The following is a 22680-nucleotide window of genomic DNA, read 5'->3' on the forward strand; positions in this document are numbered from 1 at the left end:
TAATGTCCGCGCGCCCGGGGGTCAGCGCGTCACCGCCTCCACCAGCACGCTTCCGGAGGTCCGGGCGACCACGAAGGACCCGCCCCTGGCCGCCTTGCCGTCCAGGGGGATGTGGTGGTGACCGGGTTCCAGGACGCCGTCGAAGAGCTCGTGGGTGCGGGGGCGGGAGAGGAGGTCGAGGCGGTACGAGGTGACGCGGACCCGGCAGGGCGAGCTGATCTCGATGCCGGCCGCGCCGTGGGCGGCGACCAGTCCGGTCAGCCTGCGCTGCGGGAGCGGGCTGCGGTCGAGGGCGTGTTCGATCTGGGCGACCAGGAGGGGGACGATCGGGGCGAGCCCGTCGACGTAGGGGACCTCAAGGCCCGCCTGCTCGAACGCCCGGCGTACGGTGGCCCGCTCGGGCTCGCCGGCGGTGGGGCCGAAGGCGACGGCGCCGTAGCCGCGCAGCTCCTCGGCGGGCACGCCCTCGGTGTCGCGGGCGATGTCGGCGCCGATGCCGATGGTGCGCAGGGCGGCGGCCAGTCTGGCGAGGAGGGCGACGCGGGCGCCGACGAGCAGGACGCGGCGGCCGGGCGCCGGGCCGCTGTCTTCGAGGAGGGCGCCGAGGGCGTCGCGGTACTCGGTGCCGTGGAAGCGGAACGGTCCGATGCCGTGGTAGCCGTTGAGCTCCAGGTCGGCCTGGTCTGCGGTCTGCCAGGCGAAGTCCCGCCAGATGTAGTCGTCACCGTCCTGCTCGATGACCGCGGTGACCGCGCCGCAGGCCAGGTCCTCGCACTCGGGGCAGCCGTAGATGACGTAGCGGTCGCCGGGCAGCGGTGCGCCGGACTCCAGTAAGAGGCTGCGGACCTGGGCGGTGAAGATCGCGGGCGGGACGTCGGAGGCGAGCGGGGAGACGGCGTCCAGGTCGGAGAGCTGGAACAGCAGCGGGTGTCCGTCGACGATGAAGTCCACGAAGTCCCGGTGGATCCGGTAGCCGCCGTCGGCGAGGACGCCGCCGGCGCGCATCGCCGGGGCCAGGCCGAAGGTCGCGTATGCGGCAGACATGCTGTGAGTATCCCCAGATCGGGACGATCTGAGCGCGGCATGACATATTCCGCTAGCGTCCCCGCATGAACCGTGAGCTGAGTGACGAGGTGATCGTGGTCGGCGCCGGGGTCATCGGGCTGACCACGGCGGTGGTGCTGGCCGAGGCCGGGCGCCGGGTGCGGGTGTGGGCGCGGGAGACCGGCGGGCGTACGACCTCGGCGGTCGCGGGCGCGCTGTGGTGGCCGTACCGCATCGAGCCGGAGGCGCTGGCCGGGGAATGGGCGCTCGCCTCCCTTGTCGTGTACGAGGAACTGGCGGACCGGCCGGAGCAGACGGGCGTACGCCTGGTCGAGGGCGTACACGGCGGCCTGCGGCTGGACACACCGGGTCCGTGGGCGGCCCGGGTGCCGGGGCTGGTCGAGACGGACGAAGGTCTGTCGGCGCGGCTGCCGTTGATCGACATGCCGGTCCATCTGGCCTGGCTGCGGGAGCGATTGGACAAGGCCGGCGGCACGGTCGAGGAGCGGGTGGTGACCGGGCTGGCCGAGGTGCCCGCACCGGTCGTGGTCAACTGCACGGGGCTCGGGGCCCGTTCACTGGTTCCGGATCCGGCGGTGCGTCCGGTGCGCGGGCAGCTGGTCGTGGTGGAGAACCCGGGGATCACCACCTGGTACACGTCCGAGGACGAGGCCGAGGGGGGCGCCTCCGCGTACTTCTTCCCGCAGCCCGGCGGTCTGCTGCTCGGGGGTACGGCGGAGGAGGACGCCTGGTCCCCGGAACCGGATCCGGACATTGCGGCGGGGATCGTGGCGCGGTGTGCGGCGGTCCGGCCGGAGATCGCCGGGGCGCGGGTGCTGGGGCACCGGGTGGGGCTGCGGCCGTACCGGAGCGCCGTCCGGCTGGCGCGCGAACTCCGGCCGGACGGGCGGGTGCTGGTGCACAACTACGGGCACGGCGGGGCCGGGGTCACGGTGGCCTGGGGGTGTGCCCGGGAGGCGGCCGGGCTGGTGGATGCCGGCCCGGCCGCCTGAGGGGGATCAGCTCGCGGGGACGTGCCGGACGGTGCGCGGGGTGCGGACACCGTCCAGGGTGTTCGCCCGGGGGGCGGTCCAGGTGCTGCCGGAGGTGGCGCGTTCGAACGCGGCCGCGCCGCCGACCAGCGGGACCCTGGCCGCCGTGGCGGACAGGTCCAGGGTGAGCGTCGGAGTACTGGACGGCGGATCGATGAGGTCCTTGTCCGTGCCCGCGACGATCAGCGCCAGCCGGTGGCCCTTGGGTACGACATGGTCGGTGGCCGCCAGGTCGAGGGTGATCGTGTACGCCTTGCCCGGGGTGAGCGGGACGCCCTTGCCGGGGTCGGCGTAGGTACCGAGGTCGGCCCAGCCGCGGCTGAACACCGTGTAGTCGACGGTCTTGGTCTTGGCCTGCGTCTCCTTGAAGCAGGCGCTGTCGCCCGCCGTGCTCTCGCCCCAGCAGGTGCGGTCGGTGAGGGTGGTGATGCCCTCTGCGTCGTCGGCGTAGTCGCGGATGGTGTCCGGGCCGAGGTCGACCAGGACGGCGGTCAGGTGGGCCGTCGAGGTGGTCGGGGTGGCGGTGACGGTGACCTTGGCGGAGCCGGACAGGCGCAGGTCGTGGGTGAGCGGCGCGGTGAGGAAGCCGGCCTTGTCCGGTGTGGAGGCGGCGAGCTGGGCCGCCCAGTCGGTCTCGCTCTGCTTCGGGTCGTCGGTGAAGGTCTCGGTGCCAAAGGTGCGGCGCAGGCCGAGGGAGCCGACGCCGGGCAGGGTGCCGGCGGCCGGGCGCAGGGTGGTGGTCTGCGTGCCGCGCGGCGGCCAGACCGGCGAGGTCACCCACTGGTCGGGGTGGCGTTCGACGTCGGCCATCGGCTCACGGTCGATGCCGTTGTCGTAGCCGAGGAGTTCATGGTCGAACCAGCGGTGCAGGGTGTCGACCCAGGCGCCGCGCCGGTAGTCGAAGGGGTCGACGTGCCCGGTCTGGGAGAGCCAGATCTTGCGCTGCACACCGTTCTTCGCGAGGGCGTCCCACCACTGGCCGAAGTGCTTGGTGCGGACGTTGAGGTCCTGCATGCCGTGCACGAGGAACACGCTGGCACGCACCTTGGAGGCGTCCTTGACGTAGTCCCGCTCGGTCCACAGATCGGTCCAGTCGCCGCTGCGCGGAGCGCCGTCGATCAGCTTCTGCTGTACGGCCTTGCACCTGGCCTGGGCCGCGTCGCTCTCCACGGCGCCCGCCAGCCAGTCCGGCCCCGAGTCGTACAGCGGGGCGCCCTGGGCGAAGTAGTAGTCGTACCAGGAGGAGATGGCGCTGATCGGGACGATCGTCTTCAGGCCCTTGACGCCGGTGGCGGCGACGCCGTTGGCGATGGTGCCGTCCCAGCTCTTGCCGATCATGCCGGTCCTGCCGTTGGTCCAGGTCGCCTTGACCGTGGTGGTGCCGGTACGGCTGCTGTAGGCCTTGGCCCGCCCGTTCAGCCAGTCGACGACGGCCTTCGCGGACTGGATGTCGGAGCGGCCGCCGACGTCGACGCAGCCGTCGGAGCGGTTGGTGCCGGCCAGGTCGACGCCCACGAAGGCGTAGCCGCGGGGCACGAAGTAGTTGTCGTAGAACAGCGGCATCTGGACAACGTTGCCGTGCGCGTCGTACGTCTTCAGCTGGCTCTCGTTGCCGCGGCCGCAGCACGAGTAGTAGGGGCTGGCGTCCATGATGACCGGCACCTTGCGGCCCTGCGCCGCGGGTTCGGCGGGCCGGACGATGTCGGCGGCGACCCGGTCGGTCTTCCCGTCGCCGTCGGAGTCGAGCCCGGTGTCCACCCAGACGGCCTCGCGGATGGCGTTCGCGTACGAGTAGACCGGTCGGCTCTCGCGCGGGGCGCCGGCGGCCTGGGCCACGGCGGGGGTGAGGAAGGCGGCGATCAGGGTGGCGACGGCCGCGAGGGCGAACGGTCTCCAGATCGTGAAGCGCGTACGTTTCGGCATGCGGCGGACGCTACCTCGGTCAACTCCTGTGCAGAAGGGGGCATCTGAGGGACCGACAGGGCTGATTGCGGCCGAATGGCGATCGTGTGACAGCAGGGGCCGTGGACAGGCCAGGGGGCACAGGGACTGAATAGGCTGCGAACAGTTTCGTGCTCCACCGAATGTGCTCCATCGACTTGGCGTCCCCGCCCCGGTGTGGCGGGCGCACGCCTCGGCCCCCTACCGACTTGGAGTTCTCGTGCACCGCAGAATCCTCGCGCCGGGTGTCTTCGCGGCGGCCTCCCTCCTGCTGGCGATCCCGGCATCGGCCGCGAGCTACAGCCCCGGCGCGCCGGGCATCGGTGACCCCTACTACCCGTACTACGGCAACGGCGGGTACGACGTCTCGCACTACGACCTGCGGCTGCAGTACCAGCCGGCCACCGACGAGCTGGCGGGTACGGCGACGATCCTGGCGCGGACCACGCAGGACCTGTCCAGCTTCGACCTGGACTTCCTGCTGGACGTCAGCGAGGTACGGGTCAACGGCGCGCAGGCCGCCTTCACCACGTCCGGTCAGCACGAGCTGGTGATCACACCGAAGACCCCGCTCGCGAAGGACACGCCGATCACCGTCGTCGTCCGCTACAGCGGGGTGCCGTCGACGAAGAGCGCGTACGGCTTCGACACGTGGCACCGCACGCCCGACGGGGCCGTCGCGGCGGACGAGCCCGAGTCCGCCTGGTGGTGGTTCCCGAGCAACGACCACCCGCTGGACAAGGCCACCTACGACGTCTCGGTGGCCGTGCCCGACGGCACCCAGGTCATCTCCAACGGGCTGCTCCAGTCGACGAGTTCGAAGCTCGGCTGGACCCGCTGGAACTGGCGGCAGAACAAGCCGCAGGCGACGTATCTGGCCACTTTGGCGGTCGGGAAGTTCGACATCACGACGAGTACCTCCGAGGGCGGGGTGCCGGTCGTCAACGCCTACAGCAAGGACCTCGGCGACAACGACGGGGCGGCACGTGCGAGCGTGGAGCGGACCGGGGAACTCGTCGACTGGCTCTCCGGCTACTTCGGGCCGTACCCCTTCAGCTCGGCCGGCGGGTATGTGCCCGACACCACCACCGGGTACGCGCTGGAGACGCAGACCCGCGTCTACTACAGCCCGAAGCAGTTCGCGAACGGCTCCAACACCTCCGTGGTCGTGCACGAGCTGGCCCACCAGTGGTACGGCGACGATGTCTCCCTCAAGGGCTGGAAGGACATCTGGATCAACGAGGGGTTCGCCCGGTACGCGCAGTGGCTGTGGTCCGAGCACGAGGGCGAGGGCACGACGCAGGAGCTCGCCGACTACGTGTACGCGTCGCATCCGGCCGACGACGCGTTCTGGACGGTCAAGCCGGGCGACCCGGGTCCGGACGACCAGTTCGACATCGCCGTGTACGACCGGGGGGCGCTGGCCGTTCAGGAGCTGCGGAACGCGGTCGGCGACGACGCGTTCTTCGCGATCCTGAAGGGGTGGCCGAAGGAGCACGCGTACGGGAACGCATCCGTGGCCGACTTCGAGGCGTATGCGGAGAAGGTGTCGGGGAAGTCGCTGGGGTCGTTGTTCGATGCGTGGCTCTTCGAGCCGACCAGGCCGGCCGCGCCGGCCTTCAGGGCCGCGGTGGCTCCGGTGCAGCCGAAGTCCTGGAAGCAGATCGAGGCTACGAACGGCGTACACTGAGGGGTTGCCGGATTCGGTGGGCTGGGGAAGCCCCAGTGGTCCCCGGGGAGGGGCGGCCATCTCACCGAACCCCGCCCACCGGTCCTGGGTGCGGATGCGGAGGACTGTGGCGACGTACGCCATGAGCACCGTCAGACGCCTCGGGCAGACGAGGCGTCTGACGGGCGTTCCGCGGCACCGGAGCCGAGGTTGTCGGCAGGCGCGCCCGTTTCCCGGTGTCGCGGCTGCGGGCGGCGCGGGGAACCGCGTTCCACCACAAGACGTCACGCATCAAGCGTGAACTCGCACCAGACCGCCTTGCCACCGCCCGGTGTCCGCCGTGCCCCCCAGTTCGACGCAATCGTCGCGACGACAGCGATGCCCCGGCCTGACTCATCCTGTGATTCCGTGTGGCGGCGGCGTGGGAGGTGGTCGTCGCCATCGTTCACTTCGACGACCAAGCGGCGGTTCGTGCGGCGGAGGTGCAGGCGCATGGGCGGGGTACCGAACTTGAGGGCGTTGACTACGAGTTCGTTTGCGGCGAGGACGCCCCGGTCATGCAATGCCGGCGGAAAACGCCAGCTCGTCAGGACCCCGGAGACGAACGCACGTGCACGGGGGGGCGACTTCCACCCCGCCCAGGAGCTCCAGGGCCGCGCTGCGGAACAGCGCGGCGTCCGGCCCCCTGCGGTCCAGCTGCTGGAGGACCAGGACGGCCACGTCGTCGGCATGGTCGGCAGGGACACCGAGGCCTCGGACCAGCCAGTCGCAGACGGCCTGCGGCGGGCCACTCGCCACGGACAGGGCCTGTTCCAGAGCAGCAATACCATCGTCGATATCCTGGTCACGGCGTTCGACGAGGCCGTCTGTGTAGAGCACCGCCGTGGAGCCGGAGCCCAGCGGGATCGAACCCGACGTGTAGGCCCAGCCGCCCGTGCCGAGTGGCGGTCCGGTCGGCTCGTCGGCACGCACAACGATTCCGCGGTCATCGCGGACGAGGATCGGCAGGTGGCCGGCGGCGGCGTACACCAGTCGGCCCTCGTTCGCATCGTGGACGGCGTACACGCACGTGGCGATCTGGTTGGCGTCCATCTCCGTCGTGAGGCCGTCCAAGAGCTGAAGGATCTCGTGCGGAGGAAGGTCCAGACGGGCGTACGCACGGACCGCTGCGCGGAGTTGACCCATGACAGCCGCAGCCCGTACGCCTCTGCCCATCACGTCGCCGATCACCAAGGCCGCTCGGCCGCCTCCCAGGGTGATCACGTCGTACCAGTCGCCGCACACCGCCGCCTCGGAGCCACCGGGCTGGTAAGTGGCCGCAATGCGCAAGTCATCCGGTTCTTCGAGTTCTTGCGGAAGGAGGGAGCGCTGGAGGGAGACCGCCGTCTCGCGGCGGCGTTCGCCGGCCTCGTGTCGGCGGCGCGGGTCATGTCGCGTGTCGCGGCTGTCTCTCAGTGCAGCGGTCTCACCGGACCGGCCCGGTTCGGGCTCCAGCGATTGCCTGTCCGGCTCCGGCCCGGGTCGGTCCTGCGGCCGATCTGGTCCAGCACCGCCTGCCCGCCCGTGGACTCGGAACGCCCGGCGGAGCCACTTCGAGCCGGAGCGAAAGGACGTCTTGGGGCTGCCCGTCCGGTTGTCCCTGTTGTCCCGGACAACTTCGAATATCTCTCGGTCCTCCACGACGCCAGGTAGAGCTGACGCTCGCCCATGCTGCGCCTGCTCAGGCACGATGCTCACCTCGGTGTCGTCGGCGTCGGGCAGCCGGCGCTGAACGGTCGGGAAGCCCACGTCGTCAGCGGCCTGCTGAACGGCTTCGTGCTCCTCGTCGAGTACAGCGCGTACCTTCTCCAACGCGCGGTCGACGTCGTCGAGAGCTGCGTCGTCGGGTCTGATCGGATTCCGGTCGAGCAAGGGTGCCTGCGGGATCACGTCCTTCGACGGGGCGGCGTTGTCGTGCCCCGTCCGGATACGCAGGTCAGCAAGGTCTGCCTCCAGATCCTGCATGCGGCGTGCGGCATGGTCGGCGACTTGCTGCGCGGTGTCCCGCTCCTGCTCGGCTCGCGCCAGCTGGGCGCGCAATTCGGCCTGCTGCCACTGCGCACGGGAGAGACGCAGCTCCAGCGCCTGGTGCTCTCCCAGGTCCTGGGTCGGCAATGACTGCAGGGCGTCGACCCGACGTTTCAGCTCGGCAACCTTGGCCTGGGCCTGGCCGAGCATGGCAAACAGCAGCGTGGAGATCTGCAGCGCCTGGTGCCAACCTCGCTCGCTGGCCTCGTAGGCCTGCCTGACGCGCTGCATCTCCTCATAGACCTCGATGGTCCGGTCCTTGGCCGCCAGCAGGTCCCGGGCGAGCGCCAGCTCCTGCGTCTCCTTGATCGGTCCCGGGCTGATCTGTGCCTGGTCCCACAACTCTCGTGCCACCTGAAGCCGCTGCCCGGCGCGGTCAGCTGGTTCGTGCGGGAAGCAGACATCGGCCACGGCTTCGACCAGGTCCCACTCCAGCGCCTCGCCGGACAGCAAGTCCCGAAGCCGGCGCAACTCGGGCACGGACTTCGCGACGAAGTGGTCCGGCGTGAGTTGCCGATGAAGCTGTGCCACCGACACCGATGTCTCGTCAAGCCAGGAACGCACCAGCGCAACCAGCTGGTTGATCTCGTCACACGACCCTCGTGGCGATCCCCAAGGTCGCCCCGGTCGCTTCCCCCTGGCGGCCACACACCCTCCCGCTCGGTTGTTCGCTGGACAATCGCGGTTGTCACCGGAGAACCATCCAACCGGCCCGCTGGCGGGTTCTGCCCAGGGATCGTCGTAATTCCCCACCGGCACCCAGCGATCCAGGCGGTGCACTCGTGATCGACATCTCCCTTGTCTTCCAGCGTCTCGTGCCGACGACCGCCATCCCGTTCTCATTCGTCGCCGCGGCTGCAGCCTTGTCCCCACCCCATCGGCAGCGAAGCGTGATTCCGGCACGGCGTTCCCTCAGCAGGGTCGCCTTCCCAGGCGAACTCACCCCACGGCTTCAGGAATCGGTCATGCGAAACAACTCTCGGTGCGGTTCACACGACGAAACGCTCATCATTCATCAGACCCGTTTCCCCACGTTCCTCCACCGGGCCACTCGCACGCTTCGGATCCGGGTCTCCCAGCCGCCGCCCGTCAGGACTGATTGCACGCAGCAGCCGCGAGGTGCCACATGAGCGTCCACGACGTGATGTTCCTGATGCTCGCGTTCATCGTTCTCACTGTGCTTTCCGTCCTGGCGGGCGCCATCGGGTTCGGGATCGCCAAGTGGGAAGGCGCCCTCACTCCAGCAGCGGTCGCTCGGGGGTTCATCGCCTTCGGCGCCACCTTCACGATCGGCATCTCCACGTTCGCCGTGATCATCGCAGCCCTGAAGTAGGAGGGTCTCCAGGGTGCGCCCTGCACAGAGCGCACCACACGGCCCAGGACAGGTCGTCAGGTCCGCACCTCGTTATTCACTCTTTCGGTAGAACAGCAGGAACTCGCGGACACAGCTGCGGCGCACGTCAGCCGACACGCTTCAAAACGGAGTCCATAGTTCGGCTGTCCCGGTCGGCGCGGCTCCATATGCTCTACCCACATCTTCCAGAAAGAGCGGATGCATACGGCACCCCGGAGTGGACCACTGCAATGTCATCGAAATGCCGTTCGATGCGAGAAGGACCATCGACTTCGCGATCCGCCGATCGAACGACAGCACGGAGACGCAGGAAAAAATGTCAGGTGAATTCATCCCGCCATCAGCCAGCGACCCGCCGAGGCCGGCAACGTACCTCCATGATGTCCACGGACCGGCCAACATCGGCGGGGGTCAGCAGTACGTTGCGGGACGCGACATCCACGGCAACGATAACCGGGTCATCGTGGACGCCGATTACGAGCCCCAGGACGAACTCTTCCAAGGCCGGGGATTCGGCCGACTGATCATGATCGCCGGGAGCCCGATCGCCATCACGGGCTTCGCACTCTCCATGTCCGCGATATTCCAAAGCGCCAATTTGCCACCCGAAGAAAATGGCTTCGTCGCCCTAAAGATCTTCGGCGTTCCGCGATTTATGCTGGGATTCTCCGCATTCGCATTCGGCGGCCTCCTCGCCGGTACAGGACAGGACCTTTCAAAGGCTGCACGAAAACGTCGGGAAGAATCCACTCGCCAGACTCTCATCCAGACGAGAGGAACCATCATGCCTGGCACCGGTGCCACATATGACTTCCGGAACGTCCAGGGCTCCGTCAACGCCGGCAGCGGTCGGCAGTACACCGCCGCACGTGACCAGATCGTGCGCGAGGGAGACGACAGCAGCGAAGAGTTGGTGAATCTGCTGGCCACACTGCACGTTGCCCTGAACCGGATGCGGCTGACGGCGGATGAGCGGGCCGCGGCGCAGCGGGAGCTGGGTACGGTGCGAAACGCACTGGAGCGGGATGAGCCGGACCGTGAGGTGGCTGCCGGGCATTTGCAGCGCTTCACGGAAAGTCTGCGGCAAGCCGGAGCACTCGCCACGGCCGGGACGACGGTCACGAGCGCGCTCACCGTTCTCGCAGAACGGCTCGGCCTGTCATGACGGCTACGATCGTCGCGCCGCCGACGTGGAGGTCCGTGGCCCTGCCGAACCGAAGCAGTCAGTGCCGGGACGAGTCCTCGCCGTGGTCGTACACCGTGACCGCGACCCCCCGGCCCACCAGCCGTTCCTTGATCAGCGGTTCGACTCGGGACCATTTTCCGCCCGCAAGCCCGCACCCTATGCGCGGCATGTGCACCGACGCGCCGAGTTCCAGCGCCTTGTCGGCCAGGCTGCCCAGCGCCGTGTCGATGGCCTCGTAGCGGACCGGTACTCCCTTGCTGCCCGTCCTGGTCCCGCGTTGGCCGATCATGTTGGCCACCCAGATGTAGCGGTCGGCGCGGACCAGTTGGACCGCGCCGAGGGCGAAGTCGTTGTGTGCGCGGTCTCGGTGCCAGGCGCGGTAGGCCTTCTCGGGCTCCGGCCAGCGGCGCGACAGCGCCAGGACGAAGCCCTTTCCCCAGCCCCCCAGGTCGTTGCAGACATGGGCGATCACCTTGACGCCTTTGCCCGACGGCGCGGTGGCGTCACCCCGGATGTACGTGATCTCCGGACTCTCCGACATGACGCCACCGTAGGCGATGCCACTGACAGTGGCGCTGACCTTCTACTTCGTCAGCTGGGAGAGTTCCTGGTCGGCCGTCGCGGAGACCCTGCGGCGGACGCCGAACCAGCCGGCCACGAGCAGGGCCGCGATCACGGGGATGAGCAGCAGGGTCTTGCGGCCGACCTCCGGGTCGTTCCACATCATGCCGAGGCAGACCAGCAGGAAGGCGACCGTGGCGATCTCGGTGTACGGGCTGAAGCGGAGACGGAACGCGGGGCGCTCCACCATGCCCGCCTTGGCACGCCGGACGAAGACCAGGTGGCAGAGCATGATGATCACCCAGGTGCTGATGATGCCGAGGGAGGCGACGTTCAGCACGATCTCGAACGCCTGGCTCGGCATCAGGTAGTTCAGGCCGACACCGAGCACGCAGACCGCGCAGGTCAGCAGGATGCCGCCGTAGGGGACCTGGCTGCGGTTCATCCGGGCCGTGAACTTCGGGGCGGAGCCCGCCGTCGCCATCGAGCGCAGGATGCGGCCCGTGGAGTACAGGCCGGAGTTCAGGGAGGACATCGCGGCGGTGAGGACGACCATGTTCATCACGTCGCCCGCGCCCGAGACGCCGATCTTGGAGAGGACCGTGACGAAGGGGCTCTCGTCGGCCGAGTAGACCGAGCCGGGCAGGAGCAGGGCCAGCAGGACGACCGAGCCGACGTAGAACAGGCCGACCCGCCACATGATCGAGTTCACCGCGCGCGGGACGACCTTCTCCGGCTGGGCGGTCTCGCCGGCCGCGACGCCGACCAGTTCCAGGGCCGCGTACGCGAAGATCACGCCCTGCATGACGAGGACGACCGGCATCAGGCCGTGCGGGAACACACCGCCGTGGTCGGCGATCGTGCTCAGGCCCGGGGTGTGGCCGTCGACCTTGTGCTGGGTGGCCAGCAGGAAGATGCCGATCAGCATGAAGCCGACCAGGGTCGCGACCTTGATGATCGCGAACCAGAACTCCATCTCGCCGAAGATCTTCACCGAGATCAGGTTCACCGCCAGGACGACGGCCAGGGCGACCAGCGCGAGCGTCCACTGGGGGATGCTGGTGAACATGGACCAGTAGTGCGTGTAGAGCGCGATCGCGGTGATGTCGGCGATGCCGGTGGTCGACCAGTTCAGGAAGTACATCCAGCCGGCGACGTAGGCGCCCTTCTCGCCGAGGAACTCGCGCGCGTACGACACGAAGGAACCGGAGGAGGGCCGGTACAGGACCAGCTCGCCGAGGGCGCGGACCACGAAGAAGGCGAAGATTCCGCAGACCAGGTAGGCGAGGGCGAGGGCCGGGCCGGCGTTGTGGAGGCGTCCGCCGGCTCCCAGGAAGAGGCCGGTGCCGATCGCGCCGCCGATGGCGATCATGTTGACGTGGCGGGCCTTGAGGTCCTTGCTGTAGCCGGCGTCGCCCGCGTCCGCGGGCGCCTGGGCCGCGTCGGTCCGGGTGGCGACGGCCTGTGCCGTGTCCACGGCGTCCTTGCTCACAGGTGGTTCCACTCTCTGGTGCGCCCGAGCGGGTCGCGCTCGGGTGTCCGGACGTTCTCGGTCGGCGCGCTCGGTGGTGGGCACAGACCAAGGCGCCACCTTCCCCCGCTGACCAGGGAGTATGCGATGGCGCAGGTCACAGAGCGGCACTTCTCACAAGGTCATGACCGTGACATCCGGGCGAACATCGGTCGAACAGATGGTCAGCCGTCGCGGGTGAGCCGCAGGTGTCACAGTGCCGGTGTGACAGCGATACTGCTGCGCATGACGACCGACACCGACAGTGGTTCCGGGGAGCCTGCGCTCACGATCGACGAACTGGCCGTCCGGGCCGGCACCACGGTCCGCACGGTCCGGTTCTACGGCACCAAGGGGCTGCTCCCGCCGCCGGTGATCGGCCCGCGCCGGGTCGGCCACTACGGGCCGGAGCATCTGGCCCGGCTGGCGCTCATCGAGGAGCTCCAGCACCAGGGCATGACGCTGGCGGCGATCGAGCGCTATCTGGACCGGCTGCCGCCCGGCCTCAGCGACCACGACCTGGCGATCCACCGGGCCGTGGTCGCCTCCTGGGCGCCGGACGCGGAGGAGACGGTGACGGCTCAGGAGCTGCGGCGGCGGGCCGGGCGGCCGCTGGACGGGGAGGACGTCGAGCGGCTCGTCGCCATGGACGTCGTACGGCCCGACGGCGACGCCTACCGCATCGATCCCGGCCTGCTCCGGCTCGCCGTGCAGCTCCTCGACGTACCGCTGTCCGAGAAGGCGATCCTCGCGGCGCGCACGGTGCTGACCGAACACTCGCGGGCCGCCGCCCACGAGCTGTCGCAGCTGTTCCGGGCCGAGGTGGCGGAGCGGGCCGAGGAGGACGTGAAGTCCCTGTCCGCGCACATGCAGCCGCTGATCGTGCAGGCCCTGCTGACGACCTTCCAGCGGTCTCTGAAGGCGGAGGTCCACCAATGGCTCCCGGAATCATGCCCGGAGTCAGAGGAAGGCCGACCCTCCTGACACGTTGAGCGTCTGCCCGGTCAGGAAGCCGCTGCCCTCGTCCACCACGTACAGCAGGGTGGAGACCAGGTCGGCCGTCTCCTGGGTGCGCGGCACGACCTGCTGGGAGCGGACGAGGTCGAAGCCGCCGTCCGCGCCGACCGTGCGCTCGGCTGTGGCGGTGCGCACCATGCTGGGCGCGATCGCGTTGACGGTGATGTCGTACGGCCCGAGGGCCGCGGCCAGCGCGCGGGTGAAGCCGATCAGGCCGGTCTTCGAGGCGACGTAGGGGACCATGTCGGGCGGTGCGGTGAACACGGCCGCCGACACGATGTTGACGATGCGGCCCCATCCGGCCGCCTTGAGATGGGGCAGCGCGGCCCGGGTCACCAGGAACGGCGCCTCCAGGTTGACGCGCATGACCCGCCGCCAGTCCTCGGCGGTCGTCTCCTCGAAGGGCCGCGCCGGGTAGACGCCCGCGTTGTTGACGACGACGTGCAGGGTGCCGAACGCGTCGGTCACATGCCGCAGTGCTGCCCGTACCTGCTCCTCGTCGGTGACGTCGGCGACCAGTTCCAGATAGTCCAGGACCTTTCCGGCGGTCTCGCCCTGCGGGACGAGGTCGAGGCCGGCGACCCGGTAGCCGCGCCCGGCGAGCGCGACCGCGAACTCCTGCCCGAGGCCCTGTGCCGCTCCGGTCACCAGTGCGGTCCGCGTCTGCATGCGGTGAGTGTGAGGAGTCGTCGGGGCCGCGGGCAAGCCCGCATTTCACTCGCCGGAACGGGCCGGTTGCCGTGCGCGGCCGGGGGACCGACGCTGCGGGGCGCGGCCTGATCCACCGGACGGGCCGCACCCCCAGCGCCAGCCGTACGGGAGCCGTGCCCGATGACCGAGACCGAGCGTGCCGTGGACGATGCCGAGCGCGCCCGTGGACAGGGCGGCGGGCCGCGCCGACGCCCGCTGCCCCGCCGGCTGGTCCGGGACGAGCTGGGCGTGCTGCTCGTGCTGGGGCTGCTCGTGGCGGGGATCGGCATCCCGTACCCGGACTTCCTGAGCAGCGGGAACCTGCTGACCACCGCGCACAACTCGGTCTACATCTCGCTGATGGCGTGCGGGATGGTGTTCGCGCTGGCGATGCGCGAGGTCGACCTGTCGGTGGGCGGGACGTACGCGATGGTCCTGGTGGTCGGGGCGCTGCTGGTGCGGGCCGGGGTGGAGGCCTGGCTGGCGGTGCCGGTGATGCTGGTGACGGGGGCGGTGCTGGGGGTGTTCAACGCCCTGGTGACGACACTGCTCGCGCTGCCGTCGTTCATCGTGACGCTGGGCACGCTGATGCTGTACCGGGGTGTCGGGCTGGCGCTCGCGGACGGCAGGCAGATCACCGATCTCCCTCTGGACGACTCGTTCTTCACGTTCGCGGGCGGGGATCCGGGCGGGGTGCCGTTCGCGCTGTGGGTGCTGCTGGTGGTGGCCGTGGTGCTCGCCGTGGTGCTGTCCCGGACCCGGTTCGGGGCGCGGGTGCGGGCGATCGGCTCCAATCCGGACGCGGCCGAGTTCAGCGGTATCCCGGTGGTGCGTACCCGGATCCAGGCCCTTGCGCTGTCCGGCCTGACCACGGCGTGCGCGGCCGCCCTGGCGCTCGCCTTCTACGGCGCCGGCGACCCGACCCTCGGCCAGGGTTACGAGTTGCAGGCCATCGCGGCCTGCATCATCGGTGGCACCCCGCTGGCCGGCGGGCGGGGTTCGGTGGTCGGTGCGGTGGCCGGGGCGATGATCCTGTCGGTCGTGGCGGCGGGCCTGGTGTTCTTCGAAGTACCCATCAACTGGACGTCGTTCGCGACCGGCGGGGTCATCCTCGTCGCGGTCGCGGCGGACAGCGCGCTGCGCCGCACGGGGCGCCGACGCAAATGAGCCCCGATGAGCCTGGGAGGCCGTGATGCACCCCCGATTCCGTACGGTGTCCGCCGCGCTGGGCGCGCTGTTGCTGCTCGGTGCGGCCGGCTGCGGCAACAGCGGCTCCGGGAAGGGCGACAAGCTGAACATGGGCATAGCGGTCGCCAACATCTCGCTCAACTTCGCCCATGAGATGGTGCTCGGCGCGCAGAGTGCCGCGAGCCACGCGGGCAAGGTCGACTTCCAGGCGGTGGGCCCGCCGAACACGGACGGCCCGGCCGAGGCGCAGCTCTTCCAGAACCTGACCACCCGCGCCAAGGACGGCATCGTCCTGGAGAACCTGGACCCGCCGATCTTCACCCGCCCCGCCGCCCGCGCCGTCGACCAGGGCATCCCGGTCGTCGCCCTGGACACCTCGCCCACCGACGGCAGCAAGGTGAACTTCTATGTGGGCAACGACAACTACGCCCTCGGTGAGCTGATGGCGAAGGAGGCGCTGAAGCGGCTCGGCGCGAATCCCCAGGGGGAGATCGTCATCGGAGTGCCGAACCCGGGCACCCCCGTGCTGGACAACCGGGCCAAGGGGATCTCCGACACCTTCGCGAAGGAGGCGCCGGGCGTCAAGGTGCTCGGTCCCTTCCAGACGTACAGCGATCCCGGGCAGAACTACAGCTCATGGTCCGCGCAGGTCAACGCGCATCCGGACGCGCTCGCCTTCCTGGGGGTCGGGGACGCGGACAGCTACAACCTCGCCAAGATCAAGAAGTCGGAGCACGGGAAGTGGCTGACGGCGGGCTTCGACGTCGACCCGAAGACGCTGGAGGCGGTCAAGGACGGCTCGAACTTCGTCACCATCGACCCGCAGCACTTCCTCAAGGGCTATCTCTCCACGGCGATGCTGGTCGAGGCGGTCCGCGACAAGGGCGGCAAACTGCCGCAGGGTTGGTTCCTCTCCCCCGGCGCGGTGGTCGACTCCTCCGGCATCGACGCGATCATCGCCCGGCAGAAGTCGGCGACCGCGGCCTACGACTGGTACAAACCGACGATCGACAAACTGCTCGGCGACGAGCAGGCCAACCTCAGGCCGCTGAAGGACGCCCGCTGAGATGACCGAGGTCCTGGTGGCGGACGATGTCGTCAAGTCCTATGGCGGGGTACGGGCGTTGGACGGCGCGTCGATCACGCTGCGCACCGGCGAGGTGCACGCCCTGGTCGGTGAGAACGGCGCCGGCAAGTCGACTCTGGTGCGGATCCTGTCGGGCACGCTGACGGCGGACGCGGGTGCGGTCCGCCTGGCCGACGACACCCGGATCGCCGTCGTCTCCCAGGAGTTGAGCCTGTTCCCCGACCTCACCGTGCGGGAGAACCTCTTCCCGGACGGGGAGCTGCGCCGGTTCGGCCTCGTCGACCGGGCGGCGATGGACCGGGCGGCGGGACCGGTCCTGGCCGAACTGGGGCTGGACGTGGACCTCGGCACCCGTCTCGCCGAACTTCCCCTAGCCGACCAGCAATTGACGGAGATAGCCCGGGCCCTGCTGCGCAGCCCCCGCCTCCTGGTCCTGGACGAACCGACGTCCGCGCTGCCGAAGGAAGCGGTGGACCGCCTGGAACGCGTCCTGCGCACCCTCACCGCCCGGGGCATCGCGGTCCTCTACGTCACCCACTTCCTGGACGAGGTGATGCGCTTCGCACAGCGGGTGACGGTGCTGCGGGACGGCCGGGTTGCGCTGGCGGGCGTGCGGCGGGCCGAGGTGGACGTGCCGCAGCTGGTGGCGGCGATGCTGGGCGGCGGCGGTCCGCAGCAGCCGGTGCGCCGGGCTCGGGCGGCGGCCGAGGGGCCGACGCCGGTGGTGCTGTCCGGGGTGAGCGTGCCGGGCCGGCTGGCCGATGTGACGCTGGCGGTGCGGGCGGGAGAGGTGGTCGGGGTCGCGGGGCTGCAAGGGGCGGGCCATCTGGACGCGTTGGAGGTGGTGTGCGGGCGTACGGCCGTGTCGGCCGGCCGGGTGGACATCGGCGGCCGGGGACAGCCGGGCTCGTTGCGGGAGGCGATCCGCTCGGGGGTCGCCTTCGTGCCCAGCGACCGCAAGCGGTACGGGCTGATGACGGACCGGACGGTGTGGGAGAACACGACGTCGGTGACCTGGCTGGCGCTGGGCCGGGAGGGGGTGCTGCCGGCGCGCGCCGAACTGGTCCGCCGTACCGTCGACCTGACCGAACGGCTGCGGCTGCGCGGTGGGCCGTACGACGTGGTGGCCCGGCTGTCCGGCGGCAACCAGCAGAAGGTCGTCTTCGCCAAGTGGCTCGGCACCGACCCGAAGATCGTCGTCCTGGACGATCCGACCCGGGGCGTCGACATCGGCGTACGGGCCGAGATGCACCGGATCGTGGGCGAGTTGGCGGCGGGCGGTGCGGCCGTACTCCTCGCCTCGACCGACCTCGCCGAGCTGACGGAGGTGTGCGACCGGGTGCTGGTGTTCGTGCGCGGCCGGATCGCCGGGGAGCTGTCCGGGGAGGGGCTCACGGAGCAGGGGCTGGCGGTGGCGATGCAGCAGGGATTGGGCTGACGGGTTCCGGGGGCGTGGCGCCCGCGCCTAACGGATTCCGAGGGGGCGTCCGCGCCCGACGGATTACGGGGGGGCGCCTGCGCCCGATGGATTCCGAGGGGCCCCGTGCCGCCGTTCAGGCCGACAGTCTCCGGGTCAGCGCCCGTGCCGCCGCGCAGACCGAGGCGCCGACCCGGTCCACGTCGAGGCGCCGGGTCCCGCCGGTCACGGAGAGCGCGGCGACCGGGCGGGAGCCGCGGCCGAGCGCGTACACGGGCGCCGCGACCGCCGAGATGCCGACCTCCGCCTCCTCCAGGTTCACGCCGAAGCCGCGGGCCCGGGTGAGGGCGAGGTCGCGGGCGAGCTGGCCCGGCAGTACCAGGGTGCGCGGGGTCAGCCGGGGCAGGGTGCGCTGCGGCGGACACGGGTCCTGGGCCAGGAAGACCTTGCCGGTGGCGGTGCAGTGGGCGGGCAGCCGGCCGCCGCTGCGAGAGACGATCGGGGTGGCGCGCCGGCCGGTGACCTTCTCCAGGAAGAGGGTGTCGGAGCCGTCCGGCACGGCCAGATGCACGTTCTCCCGGGTCGCCTCGTGCAGATCGCCCAGGTACGGCAGCGCCGCGTCCCGCAACTCCCGCACGGACGGCGCCGACTGCCCCAGCACGAACAGCGCGAGCGCGAGCCGGTAGCTGCCCTCGGCGGTCCGCTCGACCAGCCCCAGCCGCACCAGCTCGCCGACCAGCCGGTGCACGGTGGGTTTCGGCAGGCCGCTGCGCTGGGCGAGCTCGGCCAGCGAGAGCGCGGTCTCGCAGTCCCCGCAGGCACGGAGCAGGAGGGCGCCGCGGGCGAGCACGGACTTCGGAGGCTGACGGTCCGACATGCAGCGATGGTCGTCTTGGTGGGGGCGGGACGACAAGGTGTACGGCAGGGGGAGTTCAGGAGCGCAGTGGCACGTCCACCAGAAGCGGGGCACGCAACTCCCCCGCCCTAGCCACCAGTTCGCGCAGATGATCGGCACTGCGCGCCCGTACCGAAGCCACCCCGAAGAAGTCGGCGGCCCGGGTGAAGTCCAGTTCCCCCAGTTCCGTCCCCGGGCAGCCGCCCTTGCCGCCCATCGACGCGTACGTGTCCTGGAGGGTGCGGTAGGAGCCGTTGCCCATGACGACGAACAGCACCGGTACCGACTCGCGGGCCGCGCTCCACAGCCCCTGGAGGCCGAAGAGGGCGCAGCCGTCGCCGAGGACCGCCACCACGGGCCGGCCGGGTTCGGCGAGGGCACGGCCGACGGCGGCGCCGATGCCCCAGCCGAGGCCGCCGCCGATGGTGTGGGTGTAGCTGCCGGGACGGTCGAGGCGGACCAGGCGGCGGAGCAACAGACCTACGGTGATGGCCTCTTCGACCACCACGGCATCCGGCGGCAGCCCGTCGGCGACGGCGTGGGCGGCGGCCCAGGGGGCCAGGGGTGCCGGGGAGTAGGCGGCGCGCGCGGCGGCCTCGGCGTCCGCGCGCTCGACGGTGTGCCGGTCGCCCGCCTCGCTGATCCGGGACGCCGCCATGGGCACCCGGTCCCGCAGAAGGCCGGCCAGCCGCTTCAGCGAGGGGGCCAGTCCGCCCACCAGTGGGGCGGCGGCCGGGAAGTTGCGGCCGATCTCGTCGGCGTCCGAGTCGAGTTGGACGACCGTAAGGTTCGGTGGCAGGGCGGGCCCCGGGCTGTAGTGGTGCGGGGTGAAGGCGTGGGCGCCCGCGATGAAGAGGGTGTCGTAGCGGGCGAGATCCTTGCGGATGGCGTCATGGCGGGGCGGGAGCATCCCGGCGTACAGGGGGTGCGTGGTGGGGAAGTTCAGGCAGTCGGCCATCGGCTGATGGTGCACCGGGGCGCCGCAGGCCTCGGCCACCAGGATCAGTTCGGCGAGCGCGCCCTCGCGGCCGACTCCGTCCCCGGCCACGATCCCGGGCCGGTGCGCGGCGGCCAGCAGCTCGGCCGCGTGGTCGAGGCCGGTTGCCGGGCCGAGGACCGGCGGCGCCGTGCGGGCCGGGACCTCGACCTCCGTGTCCTCCGTCAGCAGGTCCATCGGGACGGACAGGAACACCGGCCCGGCGGGCGGCCGTACCGCGAGGGCGAAGGCGCGGCGCAGGGCCAGCGGCAGGTCGCGGGCGTGCTGGAGGTCGTACACCGCTTTCGCCGCCGGGCGGGCGAGGCCGGTCAGGTCGCCGGAGAGCATGGGGTCCTGCTGGAGGTGGCGGCGGTCCTGCTGGCCCGCCGTGACCACCAGCGGGGTGCGGGAGCGGCGGGCGTTGAGGAGGCCGATCAGGCCGTTGGCGAGGCCCGCCGCGATGTGCAGGCTGACGAAGGCGGGGCGGCCGGTGCCGCGGGCGTAGCCGTCGGCCATCGAGACGACCGCGCCCTCGTGCACGCCGGGGACGTACTCGGGGGCGTCGGCGGCCCCCGACAGGGCGGCCAGGAAGGGCAGTTCGGTCGTGCCGGGGTTGCCGAAGATCCGGTCCACGCCCTCGCTGCGCAGGATCTCCAGCAGGGCGAGGGCGGGGCGGTATCCCATGGGGGCTCCTCCGGGGGGCGGGACCGGGACCGGTTCGGTCAGCGTCCGGTTCCGCCTCCCCCGGGAGCAAGCCCGGCGTGTCGCTCAACGACACAGGCCGGTCGGCCGGGTGACGCGCTCGGCTCAGCGCGCGTCGGTGAAGGTCTCCCCCTTCTCCGCCTTCTCGACCAGCAGCGCGGGCGGGGTGAACCGCTCGCCGTAGGTCTCCGCGAGCTCACGCGCGCGTGCCACGAAGCCGGGCAGCCCGGCACTCGCCCCGCCGTAGGCGTCGTAGCCGTTGACGTACTGGAGCACACCGCCCGTCCAGCCGGGGAACCCGATGCCGAAGATCGATCCGATGTTGGCGTCGGCGACCGAGGTCAGGACGCCCTCCTCCAGGAGGCGCACGGTGTCCAGCGCCTCGGCGAAGAGCATGCGTTCCTGCATGTCCCGGAACGGGATCTGGTGGCCGGGCTCGGTGAAGTGCTCACGCAGGCCGGGCCACAGGGCGGCACGGCTGCCGTCCTCGGCGTAGTCGTAGAAGCCCGCTCCGCCGCTGCGCCCGGGGCGGCCGAACTCGTCGACCATGCGGTCGATGACGGCCTCGGCCGGGTGCGCCTGCCAGGTGCCGCCGGCCTCCTCGATGGCCAGCCGGGACTCGCGGCGGATCTTCTGGGGCAGGGTGAGCGTCAGCTCGTCCATCAGGGAGAGCACCTTGGCCGGGTAGCCGGCCTGGGCGGCCGCCTGCTCGACCGAGGCGGGCTCGATGCCCTCGCCGACCATGGCGACGCCCTCGTTGATGAAGTGGCCGATGACGCGCGAGGTGAAGAAGCCGCGCGAGTCGTTGACGACGATCGGCGTCTTGTTGATCTGCCGGACCAGGTCGAAGGCGCGGGCGAGGGCCTCGTCGCCGGTGCGCTCGCCCTTGATGATCTCGACGAGCGGCATCTTGTCGACGGGCGAGAAGAAGTGCAGTCCGATGAAGTCGCTCTGCCGCTCGACGCCCTCGGCGAGGGCGGTGATGGGCAGGGTGGAGGTGTTGGAGCAGAGCAGCGCGTCGGGGGCGACGACGGACTCGATCTCCTGGAAGACCTTGTGCTTGAGGGCGGTGTCCTCGAAGACGGCCTCGATGACGGCGTCGCAGCCGGCCAGGTCCTGCGGGTCCCCGGTGGGCGTGATCCGGGCGAGCAGCGCGTCGGCCTTCTCCTGGCTGGTGCGGCCCTTGGCGACGGCCTTGGCGCACAGCTTCTCGGAGTAACCCTTGCCCTTCTGAGCGGCCTCGGTCGAGACGTCCTTGAGGACGACGTCGATGCCCGCGCGGGCGCACGAGTAGGCGATGCCAGCGCCCATCATGCCCGCGCCGAGGACGGCGACCTTGGTGACCTTGCGGGGCTCGACGCCCTTGGGGCGGTTGGCGCCGGAGTTGACGGCCTGGAGATCGAAGAAGAACGCCTGGATCATGTTCTTCGAGATCTGCCCGGCGGCCAGCTCGACGAAGTAGCGGGCCTCGATGACCTGGGCGGTCTCGAAGTCGACCTGGCTGCCCTCGACGGCGGCGGCGAGGATGCGGCGCGGCGCCGGGTAGGGGGCGTTGTTGGTCTGCTTGCGCAGGCTGGCCGGGAACGCGGGCAGGTTGGCGGCGAACTTGGGGTTGGCGGGTGTGCCGCCGGGGATCCGGTAGCCGGGCTTGTCCCAGGGCTGCTGGGACTCGGGGTTGGCGTCGATGAACGCGCGGGCCTTGGCCAGCAGTTCGTCGGGGGTCGCGGCGACCTCGTGGATCAGGCCGTTCTGCAACGCGCGCGTGGCGTTGTACTGGGTGCCCTGGAGGAGGACCTTCAGCAGGGCGTCGGCGATGCCCAGGAGGCGTACCGTGCGGACGACTCCGCCACCGCCGGGGAGCAGGCCGAGGGTGACCTCGGGGCAGCCGATCTTGGTGCCGGGGGTGTCGAGGGCGACCCGGTGGTGGCAGGCGAGGGCGAGCTCGTAACCGCCGCCCAGGGCCGCGCCGTTGATGGCGGCGACGACGGGCTTGCCGAGGGTCTCGATGCGGCGCAGGTTGCGCTTGATGGCGAGGCCGCCGTCGAAGAGGTCCTGGGCGGTCTCGGGGGTGACCCGGATGAGGTCGCGCAGGTCGCCGCCGGCGAAGAAGGTCTTCTTGGCGGAGGTGAAGATGACGCCCCGGATCGAGTCCTTCTCGGCCTCCAGGCGGTCGGCGATCGCGGCGATCGACTCGACGAAGGCCGCGTTCATGGTGTTGGCGGACTGGTTGGGGGCGTCGAGGACGAGGGTGACGACGCCGGTGTCGTCCTGTTCCCAGCGGATGGTGGTGCTCTCGGTCATGGCTCGTGTCTCCGTGAAGTCTC

16 protein-coding genes and 1 pseudogene are annotated in these 22680 nt (G+C 70.6%); 8 read left to right on the top strand and 9 right to left on the bottom strand.

All coding sequences use genetic code 11. The annotated features are described in order from the left end of the window. Positions 1 to 21 precede the first annotated feature (21 nt). Positions 22 to 1044: an oxidoreductase gene (locus ACIRR9_RS21275; protein ID WP_403753939.1), complete on the bottom strand. Its 1023-nt coding sequence runs from the start codon at positions 1042 to 1044 to the stop codon at positions 22 to 24. A gap of 65 nt (positions 1045 to 1109) precedes the next feature. Here ACIRR9_RS21275 and ACIRR9_RS21280 point away from each other — a divergent pair, with 65 nt between their 5' ends. Beyond that, positions 1110 to 2057 carry an FAD-dependent oxidoreductase gene (locus tag ACIRR9_RS21280; protein WP_403753942.1) on the top strand — a complete coding sequence of 316 codons (948 nt, stop codon included), beginning with the start codon at positions 1110 to 1112 and terminating at the stop codon, positions 2055 to 2057. Between the two features lie 6 nt (positions 2058 to 2063). On the opposite strand, the gene ACIRR9_RS21285 is transcribed toward ACIRR9_RS21280, so the two are convergent. Beyond that, the gene (locus ACIRR9_RS21285; RefSeq protein ID WP_403753945.1) at positions 2064 to 4019 is read right to left on the bottom strand and encodes a Xaa-Pro dipeptidyl-peptidase; all 1956 of its coding nucleotides are present in this window, start codon (positions 4017 to 4019) and stop codon (positions 2064 to 2066) included. 238 nt (positions 4020 to 4257) lie between these two features. Here ACIRR9_RS21285 and ACIRR9_RS21290 point away from each other — a divergent pair, with 238 nt between their 5' ends. Next, the gene (locus tag ACIRR9_RS21290; protein WP_403753948.1) at positions 4258 to 5727 is read left to right on the top strand and encodes a M1 family metallopeptidase; all 1470 of its coding nucleotides are present in this window, start codon (positions 4258 to 4260) and stop codon (positions 5725 to 5727) included. A gap of 263 nt (positions 5728 to 5990) precedes the next feature. Here the strand turns inward: ACIRR9_RS21290 and ACIRR9_RS21295 are convergent. After that, positions 5991 to 7104 (bottom strand): annotated as a pseudogene (locus tag ACIRR9_RS21295) (SpoIIE family protein phosphatase); the annotation flags it as partial. Between the two features lie 1795 nt (positions 7105 to 8899). Here ACIRR9_RS21295 and ACIRR9_RS21300 point away from each other — a divergent pair. Together ACIRR9_RS21300 and ACIRR9_RS21305 are read left to right on the top strand one after the other, a co-directional pair. Then, the gene (locus tag ACIRR9_RS21300) at positions 8900 to 9106 is read left to right on the top strand and encodes a hypothetical protein (RefSeq protein ID WP_403753951.1); all 207 of its coding nucleotides are present in this window, start codon (positions 8900 to 8902) and stop codon (positions 9104 to 9106) included. Positions 9107 to 9344: 238 nt separating this feature from the next. Continuing rightward, positions 9345 to 10292: a hypothetical protein gene (locus ACIRR9_RS21305; RefSeq protein WP_403753954.1), complete on the top strand. Its 948-nt coding sequence runs from the start codon at positions 9345 to 9347 to the stop codon at positions 10290 to 10292. 58 nt (positions 10293 to 10350) lie between these two features. Here ACIRR9_RS21305 and ACIRR9_RS21310 read toward each other — a convergent pair whose 3' ends face one another. After that, complete coding sequence (locus ACIRR9_RS21310; RefSeq protein ID WP_403753957.1) at positions 10351 to 10854, bottom strand: macro domain-containing protein; 504 nt, start codon at positions 10852 to 10854, stop codon at positions 10351 to 10353. 42 nt (positions 10855 to 10896) lie between these two features. Beyond that, positions 10897 to 12366, bottom strand: coding sequence for an amino acid permease (locus ACIRR9_RS21315; protein ID WP_403753960.1), 1470 nt, complete (start codon positions 12364 to 12366; stop codon positions 10897 to 10899). 264 nt (positions 12367 to 12630) lie between these two features. Between ACIRR9_RS21315 and ACIRR9_RS21320 the strand changes: the two genes are divergently transcribed. Then, positions 12631 to 13368 (top strand): MerR family transcriptional regulator, encoded by a 738-nt coding sequence (locus tag ACIRR9_RS21320; RefSeq protein ID WP_403754424.1) that lies wholly within the window; start codon positions 12631 to 12633, stop codon positions 13366 to 13368. Here ACIRR9_RS21320 and ACIRR9_RS21325 read toward each other — a convergent pair. After that, the gene (locus tag ACIRR9_RS21325; RefSeq protein WP_403753963.1) at positions 13345 to 14070 is read right to left on the bottom strand and encodes an SDR family NAD(P)-dependent oxidoreductase; all 726 of its coding nucleotides are present in this window, start codon (positions 14068 to 14070) and stop codon (positions 13345 to 13347) included. The genes ACIRR9_RS21320 and ACIRR9_RS21325 overlap by 24 nt on opposite strands. A 162-nt stretch (positions 14071 to 14232) precedes the next feature. Between ACIRR9_RS21325 and ACIRR9_RS21330 the strand changes: the two genes are divergently transcribed. The 3 genes from ACIRR9_RS21330 to ACIRR9_RS21340 are packed head-to-tail and all read left to right on the top strand — an operon-like array spanning position 14233 to position 17804. Further along, complete coding sequence (locus ACIRR9_RS21330) at positions 14233 to 15258, top strand: ABC transporter permease (protein WP_403753966.1); 1026 nt, start codon at positions 14233 to 14235, stop codon at positions 15256 to 15258. 25 nt (positions 15259 to 15283) lie between these two features. After that, complete coding sequence (locus ACIRR9_RS21335; RefSeq protein ID WP_403753969.1) at positions 15284 to 16345, top strand: sugar ABC transporter substrate-binding protein; 1062 nt, start codon at positions 15284 to 15286, stop codon at positions 16343 to 16345. 1 nt (position 16346) lies between these two features. Then, on the top strand, positions 16347 to 17804 hold the full coding sequence (locus ACIRR9_RS21340; RefSeq protein WP_403753972.1) for a sugar ABC transporter ATP-binding protein: 1458 nt from the start codon (positions 16347 to 16349) through the stop codon (positions 17802 to 17804). A gap of 115 nt (positions 17805 to 17919) precedes the next feature. On the opposite strand, the gene ACIRR9_RS21345 is transcribed toward ACIRR9_RS21340, so the two are convergent. The 3 genes from ACIRR9_RS21345 to ACIRR9_RS21355 all read right to left on the bottom strand — a co-directional run bounded on the left by ACIRR9_RS21345 (position 17920) and on the right by ACIRR9_RS21355 (position 22657). Further along, positions 17920 to 18660, bottom strand: a complete 741-nt coding sequence (locus ACIRR9_RS21345) for an IclR family transcriptional regulator (RefSeq protein ID WP_403254332.1) — start codon at positions 18658 to 18660, stop codon at positions 17920 to 17922. 55 nt (positions 18661 to 18715) lie between these two features. Beyond that, positions 18716 to 20338 (bottom strand): thiamine pyrophosphate-binding protein, encoded by a 1623-nt coding sequence (locus ACIRR9_RS21350; RefSeq protein ID WP_403753975.1) that lies wholly within the window; start codon positions 20336 to 20338, stop codon positions 18716 to 18718. Positions 20339 to 20461: 123 nt separating this feature from the next. Next, positions 20462 to 22657: a 3-hydroxyacyl-CoA dehydrogenase NAD-binding domain-containing protein gene (locus ACIRR9_RS21355; RefSeq protein ID WP_403753978.1), complete on the bottom strand. Its 2196-nt coding sequence runs from the start codon at positions 22655 to 22657 to the stop codon at positions 20462 to 20464. Positions 22658 to 22680: the final 23 nt, after the last annotated feature.

The organism is Streptomyces sp. NPDC101234 (assembly GCF_044767525.1).
Classification (GTDB): domain Bacteria; phylum Actinomycetota; class Actinomycetes; order Streptomycetales; family Streptomycetaceae; genus Streptomyces; species Streptomyces sasae.